Annotated in this window: 18 protein-coding genes and 3 tRNA genes; 12 read left to right on the plus strand and 9 right to left on the minus strand. The window is 39.4% G+C overall.

The window, feature by feature from the left end; genetic code table 11:
- Positions 1 to 50: 50 nt before the first annotated feature.
- Entirely contained in the window at positions 51 to 1,370 is a 1,320-nt protein-coding gene (locus FJX03_03955) for an erythromycin esterase family protein (protein ID MBM3632847.1), read from the minus strand.
- A gap of 319 nt (positions 1,371 to 1,689) precedes the next feature.
- Between FJX03_03955 and FJX03_03960 the strand changes: the two genes are divergently transcribed.
- A tRNA-Gln gene (locus tag FJX03_03960) sits at positions 1,690 to 1,764 on the plus strand.
- A 20-nt stretch (positions 1,765 to 1,784) separates the two neighbouring features.
- Here the strand turns inward: FJX03_03960 and FJX03_03965 are convergent.
- Positions 1,785 to 2,384: a hypothetical protein gene (locus FJX03_03965; protein MBM3632848.1), complete on the minus strand. Its 600-nt coding sequence runs from the start codon at positions 2,382 to 2,384 to the stop codon at positions 1,785 to 1,787.
- 198 nt (positions 2,385 to 2,582) lie between these two features.
- On the opposite strand from FJX03_03965, the gene FJX03_03970 reads away from it, so the two are divergent.
- Both FJX03_03970 and FJX03_03975 read left to right on the plus strand, forming a co-directional pair.
- Positions 2,583 to 2,765 carry a hypothetical protein gene (locus FJX03_03970; protein ID MBM3632849.1) on the plus strand — a complete coding sequence of 61 codons (183 nt, stop codon included), beginning with the start codon at positions 2,583 to 2,585 and terminating at the stop codon, positions 2,763 to 2,765.
- A gap of 107 nt (positions 2,766 to 2,872) precedes the next feature.
- The gene (locus FJX03_03975; protein ID MBM3632850.1) at positions 2,873 to 3,193 is read left to right on the plus strand and encodes a DUF167 domain-containing protein; all 321 of its coding nucleotides are present in this window, start codon (positions 2,873 to 2,875) and stop codon (positions 3,191 to 3,193) included.
- Between the two features lie 81 nt (positions 3,194 to 3,274).
- Here the strand turns inward: FJX03_03975 and FJX03_03980 are convergent, their stop codons facing one another.
- From FJX03_03980 to FJX03_03990, 3 genes are all read right to left on the minus strand, one after another.
- Complete coding sequence (locus FJX03_03980; protein MBM3632851.1) at positions 3,275 to 4,189, minus strand: EamA family transporter; 915 nt, start codon at positions 4,187 to 4,189, stop codon at positions 3,275 to 3,277.
- Between the two features lie 191 nt (positions 4,190 to 4,380).
- A complete protein-coding gene (locus FJX03_03985) occupies positions 4,381 to 6,375 on the minus strand; it encodes a response regulator (protein MBM3632852.1) in 1,995 nt (664 codons plus the stop codon).
- The gene (locus tag FJX03_03990) at positions 6,376 to 6,942 is read right to left on the minus strand and encodes a cytochrome b (GenBank protein ID MBM3632853.1); all 567 of its coding nucleotides are present in this window, start codon (positions 6,940 to 6,942) and stop codon (positions 6,376 to 6,378) included.
- Between the two features lie 282 nt (positions 6,943 to 7,224).
- On the opposite strand from FJX03_03990, the gene FJX03_03995 reads away from it, so the two are divergent.
- The 5 genes from FJX03_03995 to rlmB all read left to right on the plus strand — a co-directional run bounded on the left by FJX03_03995 (position 7,225) and on the right by rlmB (position 11,829).
- Positions 7,225 to 7,650 (plus strand): DNA-directed RNA polymerase subunit omega, encoded by a 426-nt coding sequence (locus FJX03_03995; GenBank protein ID MBM3632854.1) that lies wholly within the window; start codon positions 7,225 to 7,227, stop codon positions 7,648 to 7,650.
- A gap of 89 nt (positions 7,651 to 7,739) precedes the next feature.
- Complete coding sequence (locus FJX03_04000; protein ID MBM3632855.1) at positions 7,740 to 9,860, plus strand: bifunctional (p)ppGpp synthetase/guanosine-3',5'-bis(diphosphate) 3'-pyrophosphohydrolase; 2,121 nt, start codon at positions 7,740 to 7,742, stop codon at positions 9,858 to 9,860.
- A gap of 33 nt (positions 9,861 to 9,893) precedes the next feature.
- Complete coding sequence (locus tag FJX03_04005) at positions 9,894 to 10,292, plus strand: holo-ACP synthase (GenBank protein ID MBM3632856.1); 399 nt, start codon at positions 9,894 to 9,896, stop codon at positions 10,290 to 10,292.
- Between the two features lie 20 nt (positions 10,293 to 10,312).
- A complete protein-coding gene (lepB, locus tag FJX03_04010) occupies positions 10,313 to 11,047 on the plus strand; it encodes a signal peptidase I (protein MBM3632857.1) in 735 nt (244 codons plus the stop codon).
- Complete coding sequence (gene rlmB / locus FJX03_04015; GenBank protein ID MBM3632858.1) at positions 10,999 to 11,829, plus strand: 23S rRNA (guanosine(2251)-2'-O)-methyltransferase RlmB; 831 nt, start codon at positions 10,999 to 11,001, stop codon at positions 11,827 to 11,829. The genes lepB and rlmB overlap by 49 nt, the downstream gene beginning before the upstream one ends.
- A 2-nt stretch (positions 11,830 to 11,831) precedes the next feature.
- Here the strand turns inward: rlmB and FJX03_04020 are convergent, their stop codons facing one another.
- Genes FJX03_04020 through kdpA form a run of 3 tightly spaced genes read right to left on the minus strand, consistent with a single transcriptional unit; the run spans position 11,832 to position 16,070 of the window.
- A complete protein-coding gene (locus FJX03_04020; GenBank protein ID MBM3632859.1) occupies positions 11,832 to 12,347 on the minus strand; it encodes a potassium-transporting ATPase subunit C in 516 nt (171 codons plus the stop codon).
- Between the two features lie 4 nt (positions 12,348 to 12,351).
- Positions 12,352 to 14,406 (minus strand): potassium-transporting ATPase subunit KdpB, encoded by a 2,055-nt coding sequence (gene kdpB / locus FJX03_04025; protein ID MBM3632860.1) that lies wholly within the window; start codon positions 14,404 to 14,406, stop codon positions 12,352 to 12,354.
- On the minus strand, positions 14,403 to 16,070 hold the full coding sequence (gene kdpA / locus FJX03_04030; protein ID MBM3632861.1) for a potassium-transporting ATPase subunit A: 1,668 nt from the start codon (positions 16,068 to 16,070) through the stop codon (positions 14,403 to 14,405). Before kdpA ends, kdpB begins: the two co-directional genes overlap by 4 nt.
- 409 nt (positions 16,071 to 16,479) lie before the next feature.
- Here kdpA and FJX03_04035 point away from each other — a divergent pair, with 409 nt between their 5' ends.
- Positions 16,480 to 17,331, plus strand: a complete 852-nt coding sequence (locus FJX03_04035; GenBank protein ID MBM3632862.1) for a TraB/GumN family protein — start codon at positions 16,480 to 16,482, stop codon at positions 17,329 to 17,331.
- A gap of 87 nt (positions 17,332 to 17,418) precedes the next feature.
- Here FJX03_04035 and rnd read toward each other — a convergent pair whose 3' ends face one another.
- Positions 17,419 to 18,600 (minus strand): ribonuclease D, encoded by a 1,182-nt coding sequence (rnd, locus tag FJX03_04040; GenBank protein ID MBM3632863.1) that lies wholly within the window; start codon positions 18,598 to 18,600, stop codon positions 17,419 to 17,421.
- 66 nt (positions 18,601 to 18,666) lie between these two features.
- Here rnd and FJX03_04045 point away from each other — a divergent pair.
- From FJX03_04045 to tuf, 3 genes are all read left to right on the plus strand, one after another.
- Positions 18,667 to 18,752, plus strand: a tRNA-Tyr gene (locus FJX03_04045).
- A gap of 52 nt (positions 18,753 to 18,804) precedes the next feature.
- A tRNA-Gly gene (locus FJX03_04050) sits at positions 18,805 to 18,878 on the plus strand.
- A 44-nt stretch (positions 18,879 to 18,922) separates the two neighbouring features.
- The coding region (tuf, locus tag FJX03_04055; protein MBM3632864.1) for an elongation factor Tu at positions 18,923 to 19,049 on the plus strand (127 nt) is incomplete at its 3' end.

Here is a 19,049-nt window from a genome sequence, read left to right on the forward strand (position 1 = left end):
TAACGAAAATTTCAAAAAATGAATATCTGTATTGTCCACATGATAAGGATTTAAAAACCTGTGGGGTAAGTTCTTGGTAAGTCTGCTTTTTTCCAACCATGCACTTCGTGAAGGGGGATAAGGGGTGTTGTAACATCAATATGAATAACCACATTATACTCGAGAGATAAATAGCTCGTGTAATAGTAGTTGATATACTTATTCTCGCGATAAATAACACCCATGGCCCTTTGTAAGGAATGCTTCGGTAAGGGGGTTTCTTTGTCTAAGAAAAGAAGGAACTTTGGTAAATTTAACTGATGGAAAATAGATTCATAACTCACCTGGGGGGCTGGTCTTATATTTCTATTTTCTGTAAATCCGCCCCATTGAGAGGCTGTTGTTACTTCTCCAGTATAAATAGTGAATCCTACTGTATAACAACTCGTTTGATATTTTTTCTTAATAAGTTGTCCCAGCGTTGTTCGCTTTTTCTGAAATGTGTTTGGAGAAGCAACATTGGCAACATGCATATTATGGGCCCAAACAACTATCTTGGGTGTAAAGCCAAGTATATGTTGATAATGCTTGCGCAAATCTTCCAACGTTTCTACCATGTGCTCTTCTCTAAAATTCCAGAGAATCTCCGGTTGTTTTAGCAATAATCTATAATAGTTTTCGGCGTTGGAAATCACTTTAGCGTTTTGGTGAATAAACAAAAGTTCTTCATGGTCTAAAATGGGATTTTGTGAATCGTAAAGTCTGCTTTGTAAAAGTGTGACCAAAAGAGTGAGTAATTCTTCACTACAATTCGGAATTAAGCCTTTATCAGCTGATAGGGCGTAATGCAAAGGATCTTCACTATGGTGATATAAGGATTGATAGCGTTTCCGGGCTTCAGCAGCAACATCAGAATTTAATTTATCCAGGTAATCGAGAACAACATGAATTGAAGAATCGAGGCTGTATAAATCCAGACCATATAAGCCAATTTTAATGGGGTGAATCACGGTGCGATCATTATAAGCCCGCAGCCAAGTAATAAATTCCAGCATAACCTTATTGCACCACATCCAACTTGGAAAATGATCAAAGCTGGCAAGTGCTTTGTATTTGCTAACAGCTTTATCTTTATTCTTTATGTAAGTGTTAACCTTGTAGGCAGCTGTCCAATCGCCCTCAATAGCGATTGCATGAAATCCTTTTTCCTTAATCAAGTGCTGCGTAATCTCAGCGCGCATCTGATAACATTCATTGGTTCCATGAGATGCAGATCCAAGAAGGACAACTTGCGCATCCTTTATCTTATCAAGGAGGGGGGCATAATCCTGGGGAAGGCCATTAAGGGCGATTATATTTTTAGTAAGAAGCTTAAGGTTTGTAAGTTTCATGAAACACTTTTTATAATTTTAGGTTATTCATCACTTTTAAGCACAAAAGTATATTTTTTTATAACAAATTGCTAGATTGTTTGCATAATTCATAAAATGCAACTCTCTGCAAAGTGTAAAATTTATGATGGATGCATTTGTTTTGGGTTAAAATGGCTGATAAGCTCAATTTTCTTCATCTTTTCCTCTGTCAAATTCTTTAGAGTCAGACCTTTTTAAATTTGCACGCAAAAAGATTTTGAAAAAGGGACACGAAACCCATTGCAAAATTTAGTAGACTTGGTATTATTTTTTTGACAATACCAGACAATTTGAGTATTGGGGTGTAGCCAAGTGGTAAGGCAGCGGGTTTTGGTCCCGCCATTCCTGGGTTCGAATCCTAGCACCCCAGCCAATTTATAAAATATAACCCTCTTATCCAATCATTTGAATTTGAAATTGATTATCTGCAATGATAGCAATTTGAAGAGTTCCTCCCATATTTTTGGCCAGTGTACTTGCAAAGTAGGCCACAATTGTTCCCGCAGTTTGATGAGCAAGGGATGTTTTGCCTGTAAGAGCTAACGCCGCATCTTCCCGTAGAAGGGCTGTAGGTCCTTCAGCTGTAATACTCAAATTAGCATTAACGGTTAAAGAACCACCGCGGGGCAAACCATCTGCTGCTGTTATTATAGCAGCAAGGACCAAACGGGCCGGGGGGCCTTGTAGGTTTTCTAAGTTTTGGACTTTCCAAGTTACGGAAATTTTGTTTTCCGGCCAATAATTTTGTAAAGCCTTTTGAATATCTACGCCCGTTGGCTTATCCACGTTACCTGAGAAACCCGTTAAACAACGAAAAAGCTCTAATTTGGAAATTGTAGATTGGGCACTGTAATGAATAAGTTCACGGGTAGAGGGGTCTTGTGGAGCTTGTTCCAACATTTCTAATCCCATGGTAACGGCGCTTGCGGGAGCACTTAAGTCGTGACATATCTTGGCGCACATCAAATGCATTAGAGTCATATCCGTAGTCATAGCGAACTCAATTCATAAAAATTTACCGTGGGAACTTAATATTATATTAAAATTAAAACAACTATTTTATTTTTGCTATTAATTTCTATTGACCAATTAAATTAGGTATCATATTAGTATGGTATCCAGGCTAAACATATAATGTGTTTTGGCCATTGGGTTTGTATAACGTGGTTAAAATATTATTAGGAGTTTATAATGGTTAAGAATTTTGCACTTGCTGCTATCGTTGCTTTGTTTGCTACAACTACTTTTGCTGAAACAAAAACAGAAACAAAAACAGAAGAGCACAAAGCTACAGTTGTTGAAGAAAAAACAGACGCAACAAAGCCTGCAGCAACTGACGCTGAAGCAGCAAAAAAAGACGAAGCAAAGAAATAAGCTTTATCGCATTTTTTTGTTAGATACAAAAAGCGGTGACTTTAGAGTTGCCGCTTTTTTTATTAAGTTCATTTCGGGATTTTTCCTAAGGTTAGCAGAAGTTCACTATGGATTATGCACACGTCTTCCGAAAGTCAACAAAAGGGCCATCAAATCGAAGGGGGTGGGAACTCTTGGTTCAACTGACTCCTAAAGCCTCACAATCAAAACTGGGCGAAGTTTGTAGGGATGCCAATGGCCAGAATTATTTAAAAGTTTATGTCACTGCTGCTCCGGAAGACAATAAAGCAAACAAAGCTTTATTGAACTTGCTTTCTAAAGAATTTCAGATTCCAAAAACAAATCTTCTCATCCTTTCTGGGCAGACTTATCGCCGTAAAGTTATTTGGTTTGGGGGAGATGAGTTGCCCAGTTTAAAAACTCGTTAGACAGGGTTTCCACAAATAGTCTATTAATATTAAATTTTATTTATTTAATTCCCAGTAAACATACTCATAACCTATAGCTTTTTAAGCTACTTTTTCTTTAGCTTGAGGGGGATTCGCAATTTCTTGAGACTGAATAATGATTTTGCGAACTTTCCATTGATTTATAATTAATCCTACAAAGATTAATCCGCAGGATAAATAAGCAAAAGGTGTAAACTGTTCATTTAAAAGAACATGGCCGAAGGAAATCCCAAAGATAGGAATCAAAAGAGAATAGGGGACCACTAGGGAAGCGTCATAGGTGCGCAGTAATATTCCCCAAAGTGTTGATCCTATCCATGTTGAGCCAACCGCGGTAAAAATAAGACAGCTCCAGCCCAACAAAGACATGTGGGAAAGCATTTGGGGTAAGGCCCCGGGTCCTTCATATATAAACGATAATACGTACATTGGAATGGGGGGAATAAGGCTTGTCCACACCACAAGGGAAAACATATTCACCTTACCGGCAAGTTTAACCAATATATTGCAAAAGGCCCAGGAAATCGCTGCGCCTATAATTAAAAGAAAACTAATTAAGGGACTACTTTCATGCAATGTAATTCCAATAAATGCAATTCCTAAGAAAGCGATGATCATACCAATAATCTGATTGGTGCGAACATTATCATTTAAGAAAAATGCGGACAAAACTGTCGTGAACAATGCTTGGCTTTGCAGAACGAGAGAGGCAAGACCGGCGGACATACCCATATGGAGCCCCATAAACATGAATCCAAACTTTATTACGCCAAGGGTTACCCCAATGCCAAAAATTAACATCCAGGAAACGGAAGGTTTCTTAACAAAACAGAGGATGGGAAGACAAGAAATACAGAATCGTGCAGCACAATAAAGGAATGGGGGCATTTCTAGCAGTCCCACTTTGACAGCTATAAAGTTAAAACCCCAAAGGGCTGCGACTAAAATGGCAAATAAGATATGATGAAGTTTCATCTTGATAACTCAAAAGTTCAGAAAAATAATGGTTTAGGCTATATGTAAGAAGCCAAATGAATTTTACAACTATACCATTCCTCTTTATTAAATTCAATAATCTGAATTTCTTAAAATCATTTATTACAAAATGGAGCACTTCATGAGATATTCTAGTTTTTGTATATATAAACTCGATAATTGAGGGAGAGCTATAAATCATACAGCTTCTGAAGTTCGGTCAGGGTAACTTCAAAATTTCGTTCTAAATCTTGCACTAAAATGGGTAAATTCTCAGGTGTTTCTAAGCTAGAACTCATGATCCTTCGAGCGGTTTTTCCGACCAAAAGGATGCCTAAATTTTCAGACATACCGGCAAGAGTATGCGCGTAATTTTTATAATCGTCAGGTGTGCATTTTTTAAGATGATTCACAAGCACTAAGGCATCTTTTCTATATATATCAAGAAGTCTGAGAACTCTTTCTTTCCCCAGATCTGTTATCAACGTCTCTAAAGTATTTGAATCCACAATAGCGGGAGTTAAAGGAGCGGTTAACTTTGATAAGGGGTTATGCGAAGAATATGTGGCATTATCACTTTGCAAAGTGGGCGCATGCCGATGAGGTAGCAAAGCCATTTCTAAGGAAATTTTTGTAATGGGTTTGGTGAGAACTTGTGTAATTCCTTGCTGTAAACAGCTTTCATGCTCACCGATAAAAGTATTTGCCGTTACTGCAATAATAGGAATTGTTCCGTTCGGGAGTTTTCGAAGAGCCTGTGTTGCTTGAAAACCATCTAAAATGGGCATATTAAGGTCCATTAATACAAGATCAAATTTCTTTGATGGGAAAACATCAATAGCTTCTTGGCCATTATTGGCAATAGTTACGTCGTCACCCAATAAAGTGAGGAGTCCGTGCATCACTTCTTGATTAACTTTGTTGTCTTCAACAAGGAGAATATTGAGTTTTCGCTGCTTAGTTGGGATAGGGGACGTATTGGGCATAGAGTGTTCATCTGAAACCGGGATCACTCTTTCTTTAATAGGAATAGTAAACCAGAAAGTACTTCCTTCATTTGGCAAACTTCTAACACCAATTTCACCCCCCATTAATTGTACCAATTCTTTACAAATTGCCAATCCAAGTCCTGTGCCCCCATAAATTCTATTAATGGATTTATTTGCTTGGGTAAAATCTTGGAATAAATTATCTTGAATTTCAGAAGCAATACCAATGCCTGTATCAGTAATTTCAAAATTCAAAGTGCTATTGGTAGGGGAGTCATTTATAAAGTCTGGGGGAATATTTCTAACTTTGAGGGTTATACTGCCTCGAGAAGTAAATTTTGCAGCGTTTGTTAATAAATTCACCAAGACTTGCTGAAGGCGGGTAGGGTCCCCCATCATAAATTCAGGAATATCATCATCTAAATATGTAGTAAAAGTAACATTTTTCTTGATGATATTGGGGCGAATGAGGTCTGAAGCACTTTTTATCACTTGAAGAGGCGAAAAGGGAATATATTCAAATTCAAATTTTCCTGAATTTAATTTTGTAACATCTAAAATATCGTTAACTAGGGCAAGAAGCATTTCAGTGGAATTTACAATGTTATCCGTAAAGTGACGTTGATCGGGGGTTAAAAGTGTCTCATTCAATAAAGTAGTCATACCGATGATGCCACTTAAGGGTGAGCGAAATTCATGACTTAAATTGGAGAGAAACCTCATTCTATTTTGATCAATTTTTTCCTGGTCTAATATAATTGTATATAATTGATTATGAATGTACTTTTGAGGAGTATTATTGATGGCCATACCCGTAACACGAATGAGGTTGTTGTCATCATCGCGTAATATTTTAGCCTGGTTTTCAAGCCAAATATAGTCACCATTCTTACACAAAAATCGAAAATCATCAAAATAGGTGAATTCAATTTTTGAAGAAGACAATTCTTCGAACTTACGTTTAATTTCCGCCTGATTATCGGGATGAATTTTCTCTAACCACCACCCCAGATTATTGTGTTTGGTTTCTTCTTCCGAATATCCGATTAACTCCCTTAATTTGCGAGAAATATAAACTTCATTCTTAGAAGCATTCCAGTCCCAATGACCATCGGCGCATTCCTCTAAAGCAGCGAAATACCAGGAGTCTTGTGTTCCTTTGCTTTCTTTTGACAAAAATGACCTTAAATTTAGCAATTATTGCCTCCTTGAGGATCCGGCGAACCATGAAGGGAGCATTCTTTGTAAAACGCTATTTTTTAAGACAAAATGATGGTACAGCGCGGCAGAAAGATGTAATACAAGAATTCCAATAAATACAAAAGCTCCATATTCATGAATAGTACTTGCGAGCTTGGAAATTTCAGAGTTTTTTTCCATAAAATTAGGAACTGTAAATAGACCATAAATAGAAATAGGATATCCACCGGCTTCAGAAAGGATATAACCACTAATAGGCATCAAGAATAACAAAGAATATAAAACAATAGGACTTAGTTTGCCTATTCGTCGATGCCAAGAGGTTAATTCACGAGGAAGTTCAGGGGAGGGATTGTAGATGCGCCATATAAGTCGTAAAAAAACCAGTCCTAATATGACAATACCCGTTGATTTGTGCAATCCGTAAATAAAGAATTTTGTCGGTGCAGGCTCCATAGCTGTCATAATAAAGCCTACAGCTAACATGCCGATGATCATTGGGGCGATAATCCAGTGAAATGTTTTTGCTATCAATCCATAGGAATTGGAAGTGTTTTTGATCATGCTGTTCTCCTGTCATATAATTGCTTTAGACATGTCCTTAATCTCATGTTAATGAACAATAAATTAATAATATGTTAACACGTATTAAGGATTTATATCGTCTTTCTCTCCGCACTGCATAGCCTTAATATAATTGAATCAAAAGGCAAATTCATTATTTGTAACCTTCTAAAGGAGCCATGTTACCCATGAACGTTTATGTTGCTTTTCCATTAAAAATCATATAAATCTTGAGTTTAAGGACTATTTTCACCTATATGATTTGTTAAGGAGATCCGTTGAATGGCACGCGTTACCGTTGAAGATTGTGTTGAAATTGTTTCCAATCGATTTGAACTCGTTCTGTTGGCTGCTCGCAGAGCCAGAGAAATTTCTGCTGGATCAGGCTTAACAGTAGATCGAGACAAAGATAAAAATCCAGTTGTTGCTTTGCGTGAAATTGCAGAACAAACTATTTCTCTTCCAAGTTTGCATGAAAATTTAATTAAAAGTATGCAGAGGCATGCATTTCGAGATGAGACGGAAGATCTTGATAGTGAATTGGAAGAAGCCTTGCAAGCAGATCGTGGCCTTATTGGAGATGGTTTACTTGAAAAGCTTTCCGACAAAGATGAAGATGAAGAAGATGATATTTTATCAGCCCAAATGGAAGAAGCGGAAGCTGCAAGTCATTTGGATGTTAAAGTTGATACAGAGATTGACATATAAGCAAAGGGATTTTATCCAGGCGTTAGATCAAGAAGAAATGTAAATTTTGCCGAGGATCTATCGAATTTGAGCCCTTTTTAAGGCATAGCATGATTCGTCAATTTGAGTTGGTTGAACGCCTAAAAGCCTATGATCCAAATGCAGATGAGGATCTTCTCAATCGCGCTTATGTGTTTTCAATGAAAGCCCATGGATCCCAAGTAAGATTATCGGGGGATCCGTTCTTTTCTCACCCCTTAGAAGTTGCTTCTTTACTCGTCGACTTGCATTTAGACTGCTATTCTATTGTTACGGCTTTACTTCATGACACTGTTGAAGATACCCTAGCAACGCTAGAAGAAATTCAAGAATTATTTGGCCCTGAAATCGCAAACCTTGTCGATGGGGTAACCAAAATATCTCTTCTCGAGCTCCAATCTGAAAAAACGCAACAGGCAGAAAATTTTAGAAAGCTTGTGTTGGCTATGTCAACCGACATCCGCGTCCTTCTTGTGAAGCTTGCTGATCGGCTTCATAACATGCGTACTCTTCATCATATTCCCTCTGCGGAGAAGCGCCAGCGCATTGCGCGTGAGACTATGGATATTTATGTCCCCTTGTCAGAGCGAATGGGAATGCAAAGCTTTAAGGATGAGTTAGAAAATCTTGCTTTTGCTCAATTGAATCCTGAAGCACGCGAATCCGTGGAAAGTCGGCTGAAATTCTTGCATGAGACCACAGAAAATCCTGTTGAAAACATTATGCAAGAATTGAAAGAAATTTTAGATTCATCTCATATTGCGGCTCAAGTGACTGGACGTGAAAAAACTCCTTATTCCATCTGGGTTAAGATGCAAAGTAAGAATATTGCTTTTGAGCAATTATCAGATATTATGGCATTTCGTATTGCTGTTGACTCTGTTGAGCAGTGCTACCAAGTGTTGGGTGTAATCCACAGAAATTATTCTGTTGTACCTGGGCGATTTAAGGATTTTATTTCTACACCAAAGCCTAATGAATATCAATCCCTTCATACAACAGTTATTGGTCCTTTAAATCACCGAATCGAGGTACAAATTCGTACACATGAGATGCATCGTATTGCGGAGTTTGGTGTTGCTGCACATTGGCAATATAAACAAGGTGATACCCATGATGGCGGACAATATGATTGGTTACGCACTTTGTTAGAAATTATGGAACACGCTACTGGCCCAGAAGAGTTTTTAGAGTATACGAAACTGGAGATGTTTCGTGATCAAGTCTTTTGTTTTACGCCTAAGGGTGATCTTATCTCTTTGCCAAGGGGAGCCTCTTCCATTGATTTCGCTTATGCTGTTCACTCTGCCGTTGGGGATCATACCGTTAGCGTTAAAATTAATGGACGGCAAATGCCCTTGCGAACCATTTTACAAAATGGCGATCAAGTTGAAATTATTACGTCAAAAACACAATCCCCCTCTCCGACATGGGAAAGATATGTCGTTACCGGTAAAGCTCGATCTCGTATTCGTCGATTTATTCATAGTCAACAAAGAGGACAATTCCTCGAACTCGGACGCTCAATTCTTGAGAAAGGACTTAAGAATGAAAAAAAAGAGATATCAGATAAAAATCTTATAGACGCAGTGAAATGCTTGAATTACAACACTATCGAAGATCTTTATATTTCTATAGGAGAAGGCATCCACACAGTTTCTGATATTATAGCTGTTGTATATCCAGACGATAAGCCCTCCTCACCAGTGGTCCCGCCTAAGAAAGTAAAAGCAGCGTCGCCATCCAGTACGGCAATTTCAATAAAAGGTTTAATTGAAGGAATGACTGTTCATTACGCGGCCTGTTGCCATCCTTTACCTGGCGATGCAATTACTGGCATTGTTACGGAAGGAAAAGGCGTAACAATACATACGCAAGATTGTGAAGATTTAAGTAAATTCTCAGATACTGAGCGAATTGTGGAAATAGCGTGGGAGGATGATTTAACTCAAAAAAATCGCCATGCCGGTCGATTGAAAATAACCTTCTTAAATATACCAGGTAGTTTAGCAAGCGTCAGCACGACAATCAGCACGCAAGGAGCAAATATTTCCAACATTAAGGTTGCGAATCGTACCGTTGATTTTTGGGATGTTCTTATTGATGTTGAAGTGAAGAATGTGACGCATTTGAAGAGTGTTATTGCTAGCCTACGGGCACTTTCCATTATTAATTCCGTTGAACGGGTTTAATTTTATAAATATATCAAGAAAGATAATATGGACATGATATTGGGCATTGGGAATGATTTGGTGGACTGTAGGCGGATTGAAAAAACGATGAAACGATTTGGATCTCGGTTTCTTAATCGGGTATTTACGCCTCAAGAACAAAATCGAATGACACAAAAGTCGAATCAAGTAGCAGGTTACGCAAAACTGTTTGCAATGAAGGAAGCCACTCTTAAAGCTTTAGGGACGGGACTTACCAAGGGAATTTTTTGGCAAGATATTGAAATATTTAGAGAATTTATGAATGCACCTTCCGTTGAACTTTCAGGTATGGCAAAAGAAATACTTAAAAAGCAAACTCCAGAGGGATATAAAGCTTATATGCATATAAGTGTGTCTGATGAGTGGCCATATGCACAAGCATTTGCTATGATCAGTGTAAAACCAGTTTAAAATTAAGGGAATAATAGATTATGAAGAGAGCGATTCAGGAAATTCTTGGCCTTGCGTGGGCATTTATTGTAGCTATAGTTATACAAACTTTTCTGTTCCAACCTTTCTATGTTCCCTCGGGCTCTATGTATCCTACCTTAGAAATTGGTGACTTCTTTGTTGCCTCTAAATTTAGCTATGGGTACAGCGTTTATTCATTACCATGGTTTCATCCCCGGGTTTTTGAAGGGCGTATTCTGGAAAAAGAGCCAAAGCTTGGGCAAGTTCTTGCTTTTAATGGTGAACCCAATTCAACGGATGATTTTATTAAACGCTGTGTTGGATTACCCGGAGATCGCGTCCAAATGCGCGAAGGTGTTCTTCATATTAATGGTCATGCATCTTTACTTGTGCGCACCGCAGATTATTTAATGATCGATCCCCGCAAGCCTGGGGAAGTAAAGGTTATTCCTCAATATGTTGAAACGCTCCCTAACGGTGTCAAACATAATATCTTGAAAGATAAGCCGTTTGGACAAGGTGAATTTGATAATACGGAGGAATTTATTGTTCCTCCCCGACATTACTTTATGGTGGGTGATAATCGGGATCATTCCTGGGATAGTCGTGCAAAATCGCCTATAGGGTTCGTTGAAGCAGAAAAACTTATTGGACCCGCTCAAATGCTTTGGTTTTCAACAGAAGCAAAGTGGTATGAACCGCAGAGATGGCTTTCAGGTTTGAGAATAAGCCGCTTCTTTACTTGGATAAGGTAAGGGCATATTTTTCAAGCGAAAGTAATCCTATGAGCTCCAAAAAGTCTTCCTCAGCCTTGTGGTTATATGGTATTCATGTCTGCCATATGGCCCTAGAGAATCCCCGTCGTCAAATCCTTACAATCTGGGTTACCAACGATGGCATTTTAGATAAGGTTCTGACTTCAGATAAAGGGACAAATCATCAAAGTAAAGTGAAACAAGTTGAACGACAGAAATTAGAGTCCGTTTTGCCTGTAGGGGCTGTTCATCAAGGAATTGCGATAAATGTGGCGCCTCTACCCTCATATATGATTGATGATATCGAGCAAGACCAATCTGCCAATCAGTGTGTCGTGGTTCTAGATCAAGTAAGTGACCCGCATAATGTAGGCGCAATTTTACGTTCAGCTGCCGTATTCGGGGCAAAAGCAGTCATTCTCACTGACCGTAATGCCCCACCTGAAACGGGTGTGTTAGCCAAGTCAGCGTCTGGGGCATTAGAAATTGTGCCCCTCATACGGGTGACAAATCTAGCCCATGCTCTCAAAGATCTGAAAGATATTGGATTTTGGTGTGTGGGGTTTGCCGAGTCTGGTACTCAAACATTGGACCAAATTGATCTCAAAGGTAAAGTTGCCTTAGTGATGGGAGCAGAAGGGGACGGAATGCGTCGCTTAACAAAAGACTTGTGCGATTTTACGGTGTGTCTTCCTGTTGCGTCTACTTTTAGTACCTTAAATGTATCTAATGCGGCGACAATTGCCTTGTATGAAACCTTTAAAATGCAACAGAAGGTTTGATTTTACGGTCTAACGTCTTCTGTATCTTTGTTTAATTCAACAACATTAACTTTCTCATTTCCAATAAAACCCCATTTCTCGGACTGCGTGTGCTTTTTAACGAGTTTTTCCAAAATACTTTTTTCCCAATTTCGTGCTTTAGCAATGCGGGGAATTTGGAACAAAGCAGCATGTACTGATATATAGGGGTCATAACCACTGGCCGAAGCAAAAAGTAAATCGTGCGGGACAGAAACTCCTGGGGCTTCCTCTGTGAGGGTTTTTAGGCGCTCGTTAACTTCTTGAGCCAGTTTTTGACTTGTAAAAGATAGATTAGACGCACCCGAATAGGAGCCACCACTTGAAGAGGGACGACCCTGAAATAGGTCTGCACGTTGGATGGGATGTATAAGAAGTGAGGGTGAGGATTTGATGGGAATCAAAAGTTGAATGCCTGCCAATAATGTTGGGTAAATAATCCCTAAAGCTATAGTGGAGATCGCTGTAAAAAGAATGCTGACTTGGATTTGTTTTTTCATAGTTTCAAAGCACCTTTAAATAGCAAATGATGATATCAATGGCTTTGATGCCAATGAAGGGGACTACAATTCCCCCCAGACCATAGATTAGCAAATTTCTGCGCAATATTTCGACAGCTGTGGCCGCACGATATTGTACCCCCTTTAAAGCTAAAGGAAGTAGACCAACCAGGATTAATGCATTAAAGATAACGGCGGATAAAATAGCGTTATTGGGTGTGGAAAGATTCATGATGTTGAGCACTTTGAGCCCTGGATAAATGCTGGCAAAAATCGCTGGAATGATAGCAAAATACTTTGCCACGTCATTAGCGATACTAAAAGTTGTTAAGGCCCCCCTTGTTATTAACATTTGTTTGCCGACGGCTACTACATGAATGATTTTTGTGGGATCAGAATCTAAATCTATCATATTACCCGCTTCTTTAGCAGCTTGGGTGCCTGTATTCATGGCTAAGGCAACATCGGCTTGAGAAAGAGCAGGCGCATCATTGCTTCCATCTCCACACATGGCAATTAAATGACCTTCACTTTGGGCTTGGCGAATGTAGTTAAGTTTAGCTTCAGGTGTAGCGTGAGCTATTACATCATCGATGCCAGCATCAGCAGCTATTGCACGGGCAGTTAAGGGGTTATCTCCCGTAATCATGACAGTTCGAATTCCCATGCGTTTAAGCTGTGCAAAACGAGCTTTTAAACCTGGTTTAATGATATCTTTTAGGTGAATTAATCCGAGCAAGGTTGCTTGAGAATCTTCTGCTTTCATAATGGCTAAGGGCGTTCCCCCTGAATTCGAAATACGCTGAACTTCTTGAGTAAAGAAATCAGAACTTGCATAAGAGTCCCCGCTGACTTCTTTCATATAATGAAGCACAGCATCTGTAGCGCCTTTCCGGATTTCAAAATTCTTGTAGCGAATACCACTCATACGTGTATGGGCGCTAAAAGCAATAGAATCATATTTCTTTAATGACTGAGGAGGGGCCCAGTCGTATTTTTCAATGGCTAATTGAATGATAGATCGTCCTTCAGGTGTTTCATCTGAAAGAGAGGCAAGACCGATGCTCTCTACAAGGTCACTCATATCAATCCCTGGCATCGCAACAAATTCACATGCACAACGATTTCCAATAGTAATTGTGCCAGTTTTATCAAAGAGCATAACATCCACATCACCCGCTGCTTCAACGGCACGTCCCGAGGTTGCGAGTACATTTAATTGGAGAAGACGGTTCATTCCGGCAATGCCAATAGCAGATAATAATCCCCCAATTGTCGTTGGAATGAGAGTAATAAGAAGAGCAATTAAAATCACAACATCAACGGATTTTGATTGAGAAAATGAGGCCAAAGGTAAAATGCTCGCAACGACAACAAGAAAAATAAGGGTCATGGCTAAGAGAAGAATTGTTAAAGCGATTTCATTGGGTGTCTTTTGTCGGAAACTGCCCTCTACCATGGCGATCATTCGATCGAGTGCTGTATCACCTTGTGCAGCTGTGATGCGGATACGAATCCAGTCAGATAATACTTTTGTTCCTCCTGTAACAGCACTGCGATCTCCTCCACTTTCTCGGATGACCGGCGCAGATTCGCCTGTAATGGCAGATTCATCTACGGAAGCAATTCCCTCAATAACATCCCCATCACTGGGAATCATATCATTAGCTTCTACGAGAACAACATCTCCAAGGGCTAGTTGATGAGCTGGGACAATTTCATATTTCTTGCCTATACATCTTTTAGCCATAATTTGGGCACGTGTGGCTTTGAGATTCTCAGTTTGGGCTTTCCCTCGTCCTTCAGCAATAGCTTCAGAAAAAGTGGCAAATAAAACCGTTGCCCATAACCAAAGAGTAATTTGAAATGTGACGCCAAATGATTCCAAATTTGATTGCCAATAGCAATAAAAGCTAACGTAAATCGCGCCAATTTCAACAATAAAAATGATGGGATTACGCCAAAGGACCCAAGGGGCTAGTTTTTGAAAAGATAAAAGGATTGTGTGGAATAAAAAAGAAGGACTCCACAAGGACACAGCCCTTAAAGAATGTTTCATAGGGACGGGATTAAGGGCCATGAGGATACCTGTTCAGCTAGAGGTCCAAGGGAAAAAATAGGGAAAAATATTAAAATGCTTGTCATCAGAATAACAGCAATAAGTAAACCAATAAAGAGCGGACCGGTTGTTGGAAATGTTGCTGTTGTTGCAGGGATTTTTGGCTTTTGGGCTAAATTCCCCGCAAGAGCTAACACCGCAACAATAACAACAAAGCGTCCTATGATCATAGTTAGGCTTGTTGTGAGTTGATAGAAAGGGGTATAGGCTTTAAGACCGGCAAAACTGCTGCCATTATTAAATGAAGTGGAGGCAAAAGCATACAGAATTTCCGTTAAGCCGTGAGGGCCGGGATTGGAAACAGCATGAGGTGCATAGAGTATGCCAAGGGCGGTAAATACCAAAACGAATAGTGCGGGAATCATAAGAGCAAGAACAACCATTTTCATATCGTAAGGCTCAATTTTCTTACCCAAATATTCTGGTGTGCGTCCCACCATCAAACCAGCTAAAAATATAGCTAAAATCGCATAGAGTACGATGAGATATAATCCACTACCAACGCCTCCAAATATGACACCCCCACATAAAATATTAGATAGAAATTCAAGTCCAGTCAGGGGGGGGAAACTCGATAAAGCTGCTGTCGTTGCTCCTGTACCCGTTGTCGTAGCTGTAACATTAAAGAATAAAGTTCCTATCCATCCAAAATGCGTCTCCATGCCCTCCAGGGTCGGCCCCCAGGGGATCATTGCTGCATACTGAGCCAAAAAAGCACTGCTCAATGCTGTCATAAATAATATGACCATAGCCTTTAATAAGGCACTTCCCTGGGCAGGTTCATTGACCATTTTTCCGTAAGTCTTTGGAAAACTGAATACAATTAGTAGCATTGCTGAAATTTCTACAAGGTTACAAAAAGCAGAAGGACATTCTAGGGGATGAGCAGAATTGGCATTAAAAAATCCACCTCCATTTGTTCCTAGCAGTTTAATAGCTTCCTGACTTGCGATGGCTTCAAAAACTGTTTGCGTCATTCCCAGACCCATAAAGAGGATGGAAAGAAGAAAAGATAAGGGAACAAGCACCCAAAGAGTCATGCGTGTACAGTCTACCCAAAAGTTACCCAAAGTTTTTATTTCATTGATTTTGGAAACGTTGAGGGTCGAGGGAGTTTTTCTTTCCATGAATGAGCGGGTAAGGGCCAAGGCAATAGACATTCCTGTTGCGGCGCTTAAAAACATTTGGACACTGAGTCCCCCCATTTGCACAAAATTAGAAAGCGTTATTTCCGGGGTATAGCTTTGCCAATTTGTGTTTGTCACGAAACTGATAGCTGTATTGAAAGCTTGAATAAAGCCAATATTTGCGCGGGTTGAATATAAGCTTTGCGTCATTTGCATAATGAGGAGAAAAACCGCTCCCACAAGGTTTAAAGTAATGGCTGATAACGCATAAGTTTGCCATCGGTGTTCAACTTCGGAATTTATTCCGATTCCCTTGTAGAATCGATTGGCTAACGGAGAAAAAATTTTATCAAGTTTTGTGGGTTCTTTTAAAGCGACTTTTGCCATATAAGAGCTTAACGGGCGGCTTAGAAACCAGACAATTCCAAAAACAAAGGGTATTTGGAATAATGTTATCCATTTAAACTGATCTGCCATAAATCAAAACTTCTCAGCAGACAATAGCATGAATAGAATATAAACGAATAAACAGCCTGCCATACTTGTTGCTACGGTCAATTCCATATCATCTCCATCATGGTTACACCCTGCTTCTATTTAAAAGGATGGCATATATTTTAAAGATCAACAAGGGGAGGATGAAGTATTTTTAAGAAGGAAATCATTTGTACGAATTTATAAGTTATTCAATGCCATAAATGTCAAAAATTTTATTATATGATTCTGTACTTTCTTCAAATAGTGATGGTAGGATTAGTTAAATTAAATTGCTGAGGTGACAGTGAATATTACATCATATTGGCTTTATCGTTATGGGGCACTATTAAGCATCTTCTTCTTTTTCATCTGTCCTATTTATGCGATTGATTCTATTGAGAACTTTTCGATGTTTCGCTTTGAAAGTGCGCAAGCCCATCCCAATCAAAGAACTTTTTACCTACTTGTTACGAATGCTCGGGTAAATTACTCTAATTTACCCTTAAGTGTGCGAGGAAAAATTGAACAATGTCGATCACTGTATGTTGAAAATAAATTCCCACCCTCTGCTGATGAACACCAAAGGGCACACCTTGATTATGATTATTCCAGAAATTTTCAGGATTCGGATTGGTATGCAAATTTATCACCATATTCTAGAGATATATTAAGCACTCTATTTGAGCAGCGGGTAATTGAGCTCATTCAAAAATGGCGAATTCAATTTGCTTATGCATTATTAATTGTCTCTCGATGTCCTGACGATCCAAATAATGAAGTCATCAATCACCTGGGTCATATGTTTTCTGAACACCAAAAGCCCACAGAGGGAATTTTCAGCACGCAAGACATAATAGATATGGCCGCTTCACATCCTTGTTCAGATCAAGAAATCCAGGAAGCAATTATTTATTTTGGAGAAAATCATACAGATACAAATTCTTTAACTGTATTGGAATCAACAAACCTTGCTCATACGGAAAAAAAGTTGGAGGTTGAGAAAAATTCAGGAAATCCCGTAGTAAAATTTTCTAATCGACTGTATTTAAATCTATCGGCTCTATTTGTCGAGCGCCTTCTCGAAACTTCAAAAACATGGGTAGGACCCTCAATTGTTGCCATTGGAAACCAACTACGGCTCGTAACAAAAAAAGGAATAATTGCTTTATTTCAGGAAAAAGGCTGGTGTGTTAAGCGTTTGACGCCTAAAGGACAATTTGTTTGTGTAAAAAATTATTGTGAAGAGGAAAGTGAATCCTAAAGATTTCATCACAGATGGTGAGGATGAAATACCGCTTTTGCCTCTCTTTAACACTGGGAGTTACTTTTTTTATGGAGTTGATGAATGCTAGTCGTTATTCATACGTGTAAAGATGCCTTCCACTATATGGCCAAAAATTTCATATCGCCATCCATTCATAATACGATTGCCTTCGAGGTGCTCTTCTGCTAGAGCAATTAAATCTTGTTTAGGGGCAATAAGTCGGGCTGGGACATTTAAGCTGGTTGCGACTTCATTCAGCTTATCGCGCAAAATTTCTAACCGTTGGCGAGCCAAAGATGATAAAATTTGCTTCTTAGGTGCTTCGGGCCAGGTTGCTTTTGGTTTATTCAGGGCTATTTGAGATATGGAGAAAAGTTCTTCGAGTAGATCATCTGTTAGAACATGTGAGTCTGCCATTACTTTAAGCTCATTTACCGTTTTTGGGAAATTCAGTCCCATTTTTAAAATGCACTCATCACGTAAAAGGCGTCCTCGATTAATATTTAAACGGATTGCATTGGTTTCTCTCCAAGCGCAAACATCTTGCATAAACCCAAGATTTTGAGGTTTTTGTCGATGAGTATGAAGACGTAACCAGGCATTTTGGGGATCTGACTCATAAGTTGAGGAACTCAGAAGCGTAGTAATATCCTCAGCCATCCAATCCCATCGATTAAGTTCAAGAAGACGATTTTTTAAAATATCATAAGCTGGCAAAAGGTGGTTGACGTCTCCTTGTGCATAAGTGATTTGCTTGTCGCTTAAGGGACGCCGAGACCAATCCGTATATTGGGACTCTTTCTCGAGATCAATATCGAAAAGCGTTTTGACCAGTGTGCTATACCCAATTCCATCTCCCATACCACAGACCATGGCCGCTATTTGCGTATCAAAAAAGTTTTGAGGAAGGGTGTGCCACTCGTGCCAAAATATTTCTATGTCTTGACGAGCGGAGTGAATTACCTTTGTAATATGAGAAGCGGCGAGTAATGCCTGAAAGGGACTGAGGTCCAAATCGATCAGGGGGTCAATCAAAATAGGCTCGTCTTGGGTTGTTGTAGAGCTTGTCAGTTGTATAAGACAAAGCTTAGGCCAAAAGGTTCTTTCGCGGACAAATTCTGTGTCAATACCTATGGCTAATGGTGCCTTAGACGCGAGTAAGGGATTGCAAAAATCTGAAAGTTGGGCGTTCAATGTTATTATCTTCATGGAGGTCAGTGTATCAAGAGATTGATACTTAAGGCGATAAAAAATGATGAAATTCATAAAATAGTTGATTCTTTCGTTGACAGAGATGCCTAAAATCCACTAGATCAGGAAGAGTAGAGGGCTGGAAGGGTGGCCGAGTGGTTAAAGGCAGCAGACTGTAAATCTGCCGACGTTAGTCTACGTAGGTTCGAATCCTACCCCTTCCACCATATTTTGACCCCTTTCTGAAAAGTGGTCTGGGTAATTTGAGAGGTGAACTTTGCGGGTGTAGCTTAGTGGTAAAGCCCCAGCCTTCCAAGCTGGTTATGAGGGTTCGATTCCCTTCACCCGCTCCATTATTTGTGTATTGAATGCTAACGTATAAACAGGGTTTGGAACGATGACGAAAGCGAAATTTGAGCGGAATAAGCCGCATTGTAACATAGGAACGATTGGTCACGTTGATCATGGGAAGACATCATTGACAGCCGCGATAACGAAGATATTGGCAGAGAAGGGTCAAGCGA

It is taken from the genome of Alphaproteobacteria bacterium (assembly GCA_016870095.1).
In the GTDB taxonomy this organism is placed as follows: domain Bacteria; phylum Pseudomonadota; class Alphaproteobacteria; order Paracaedibacterales; family VGCI01; genus VGCI01.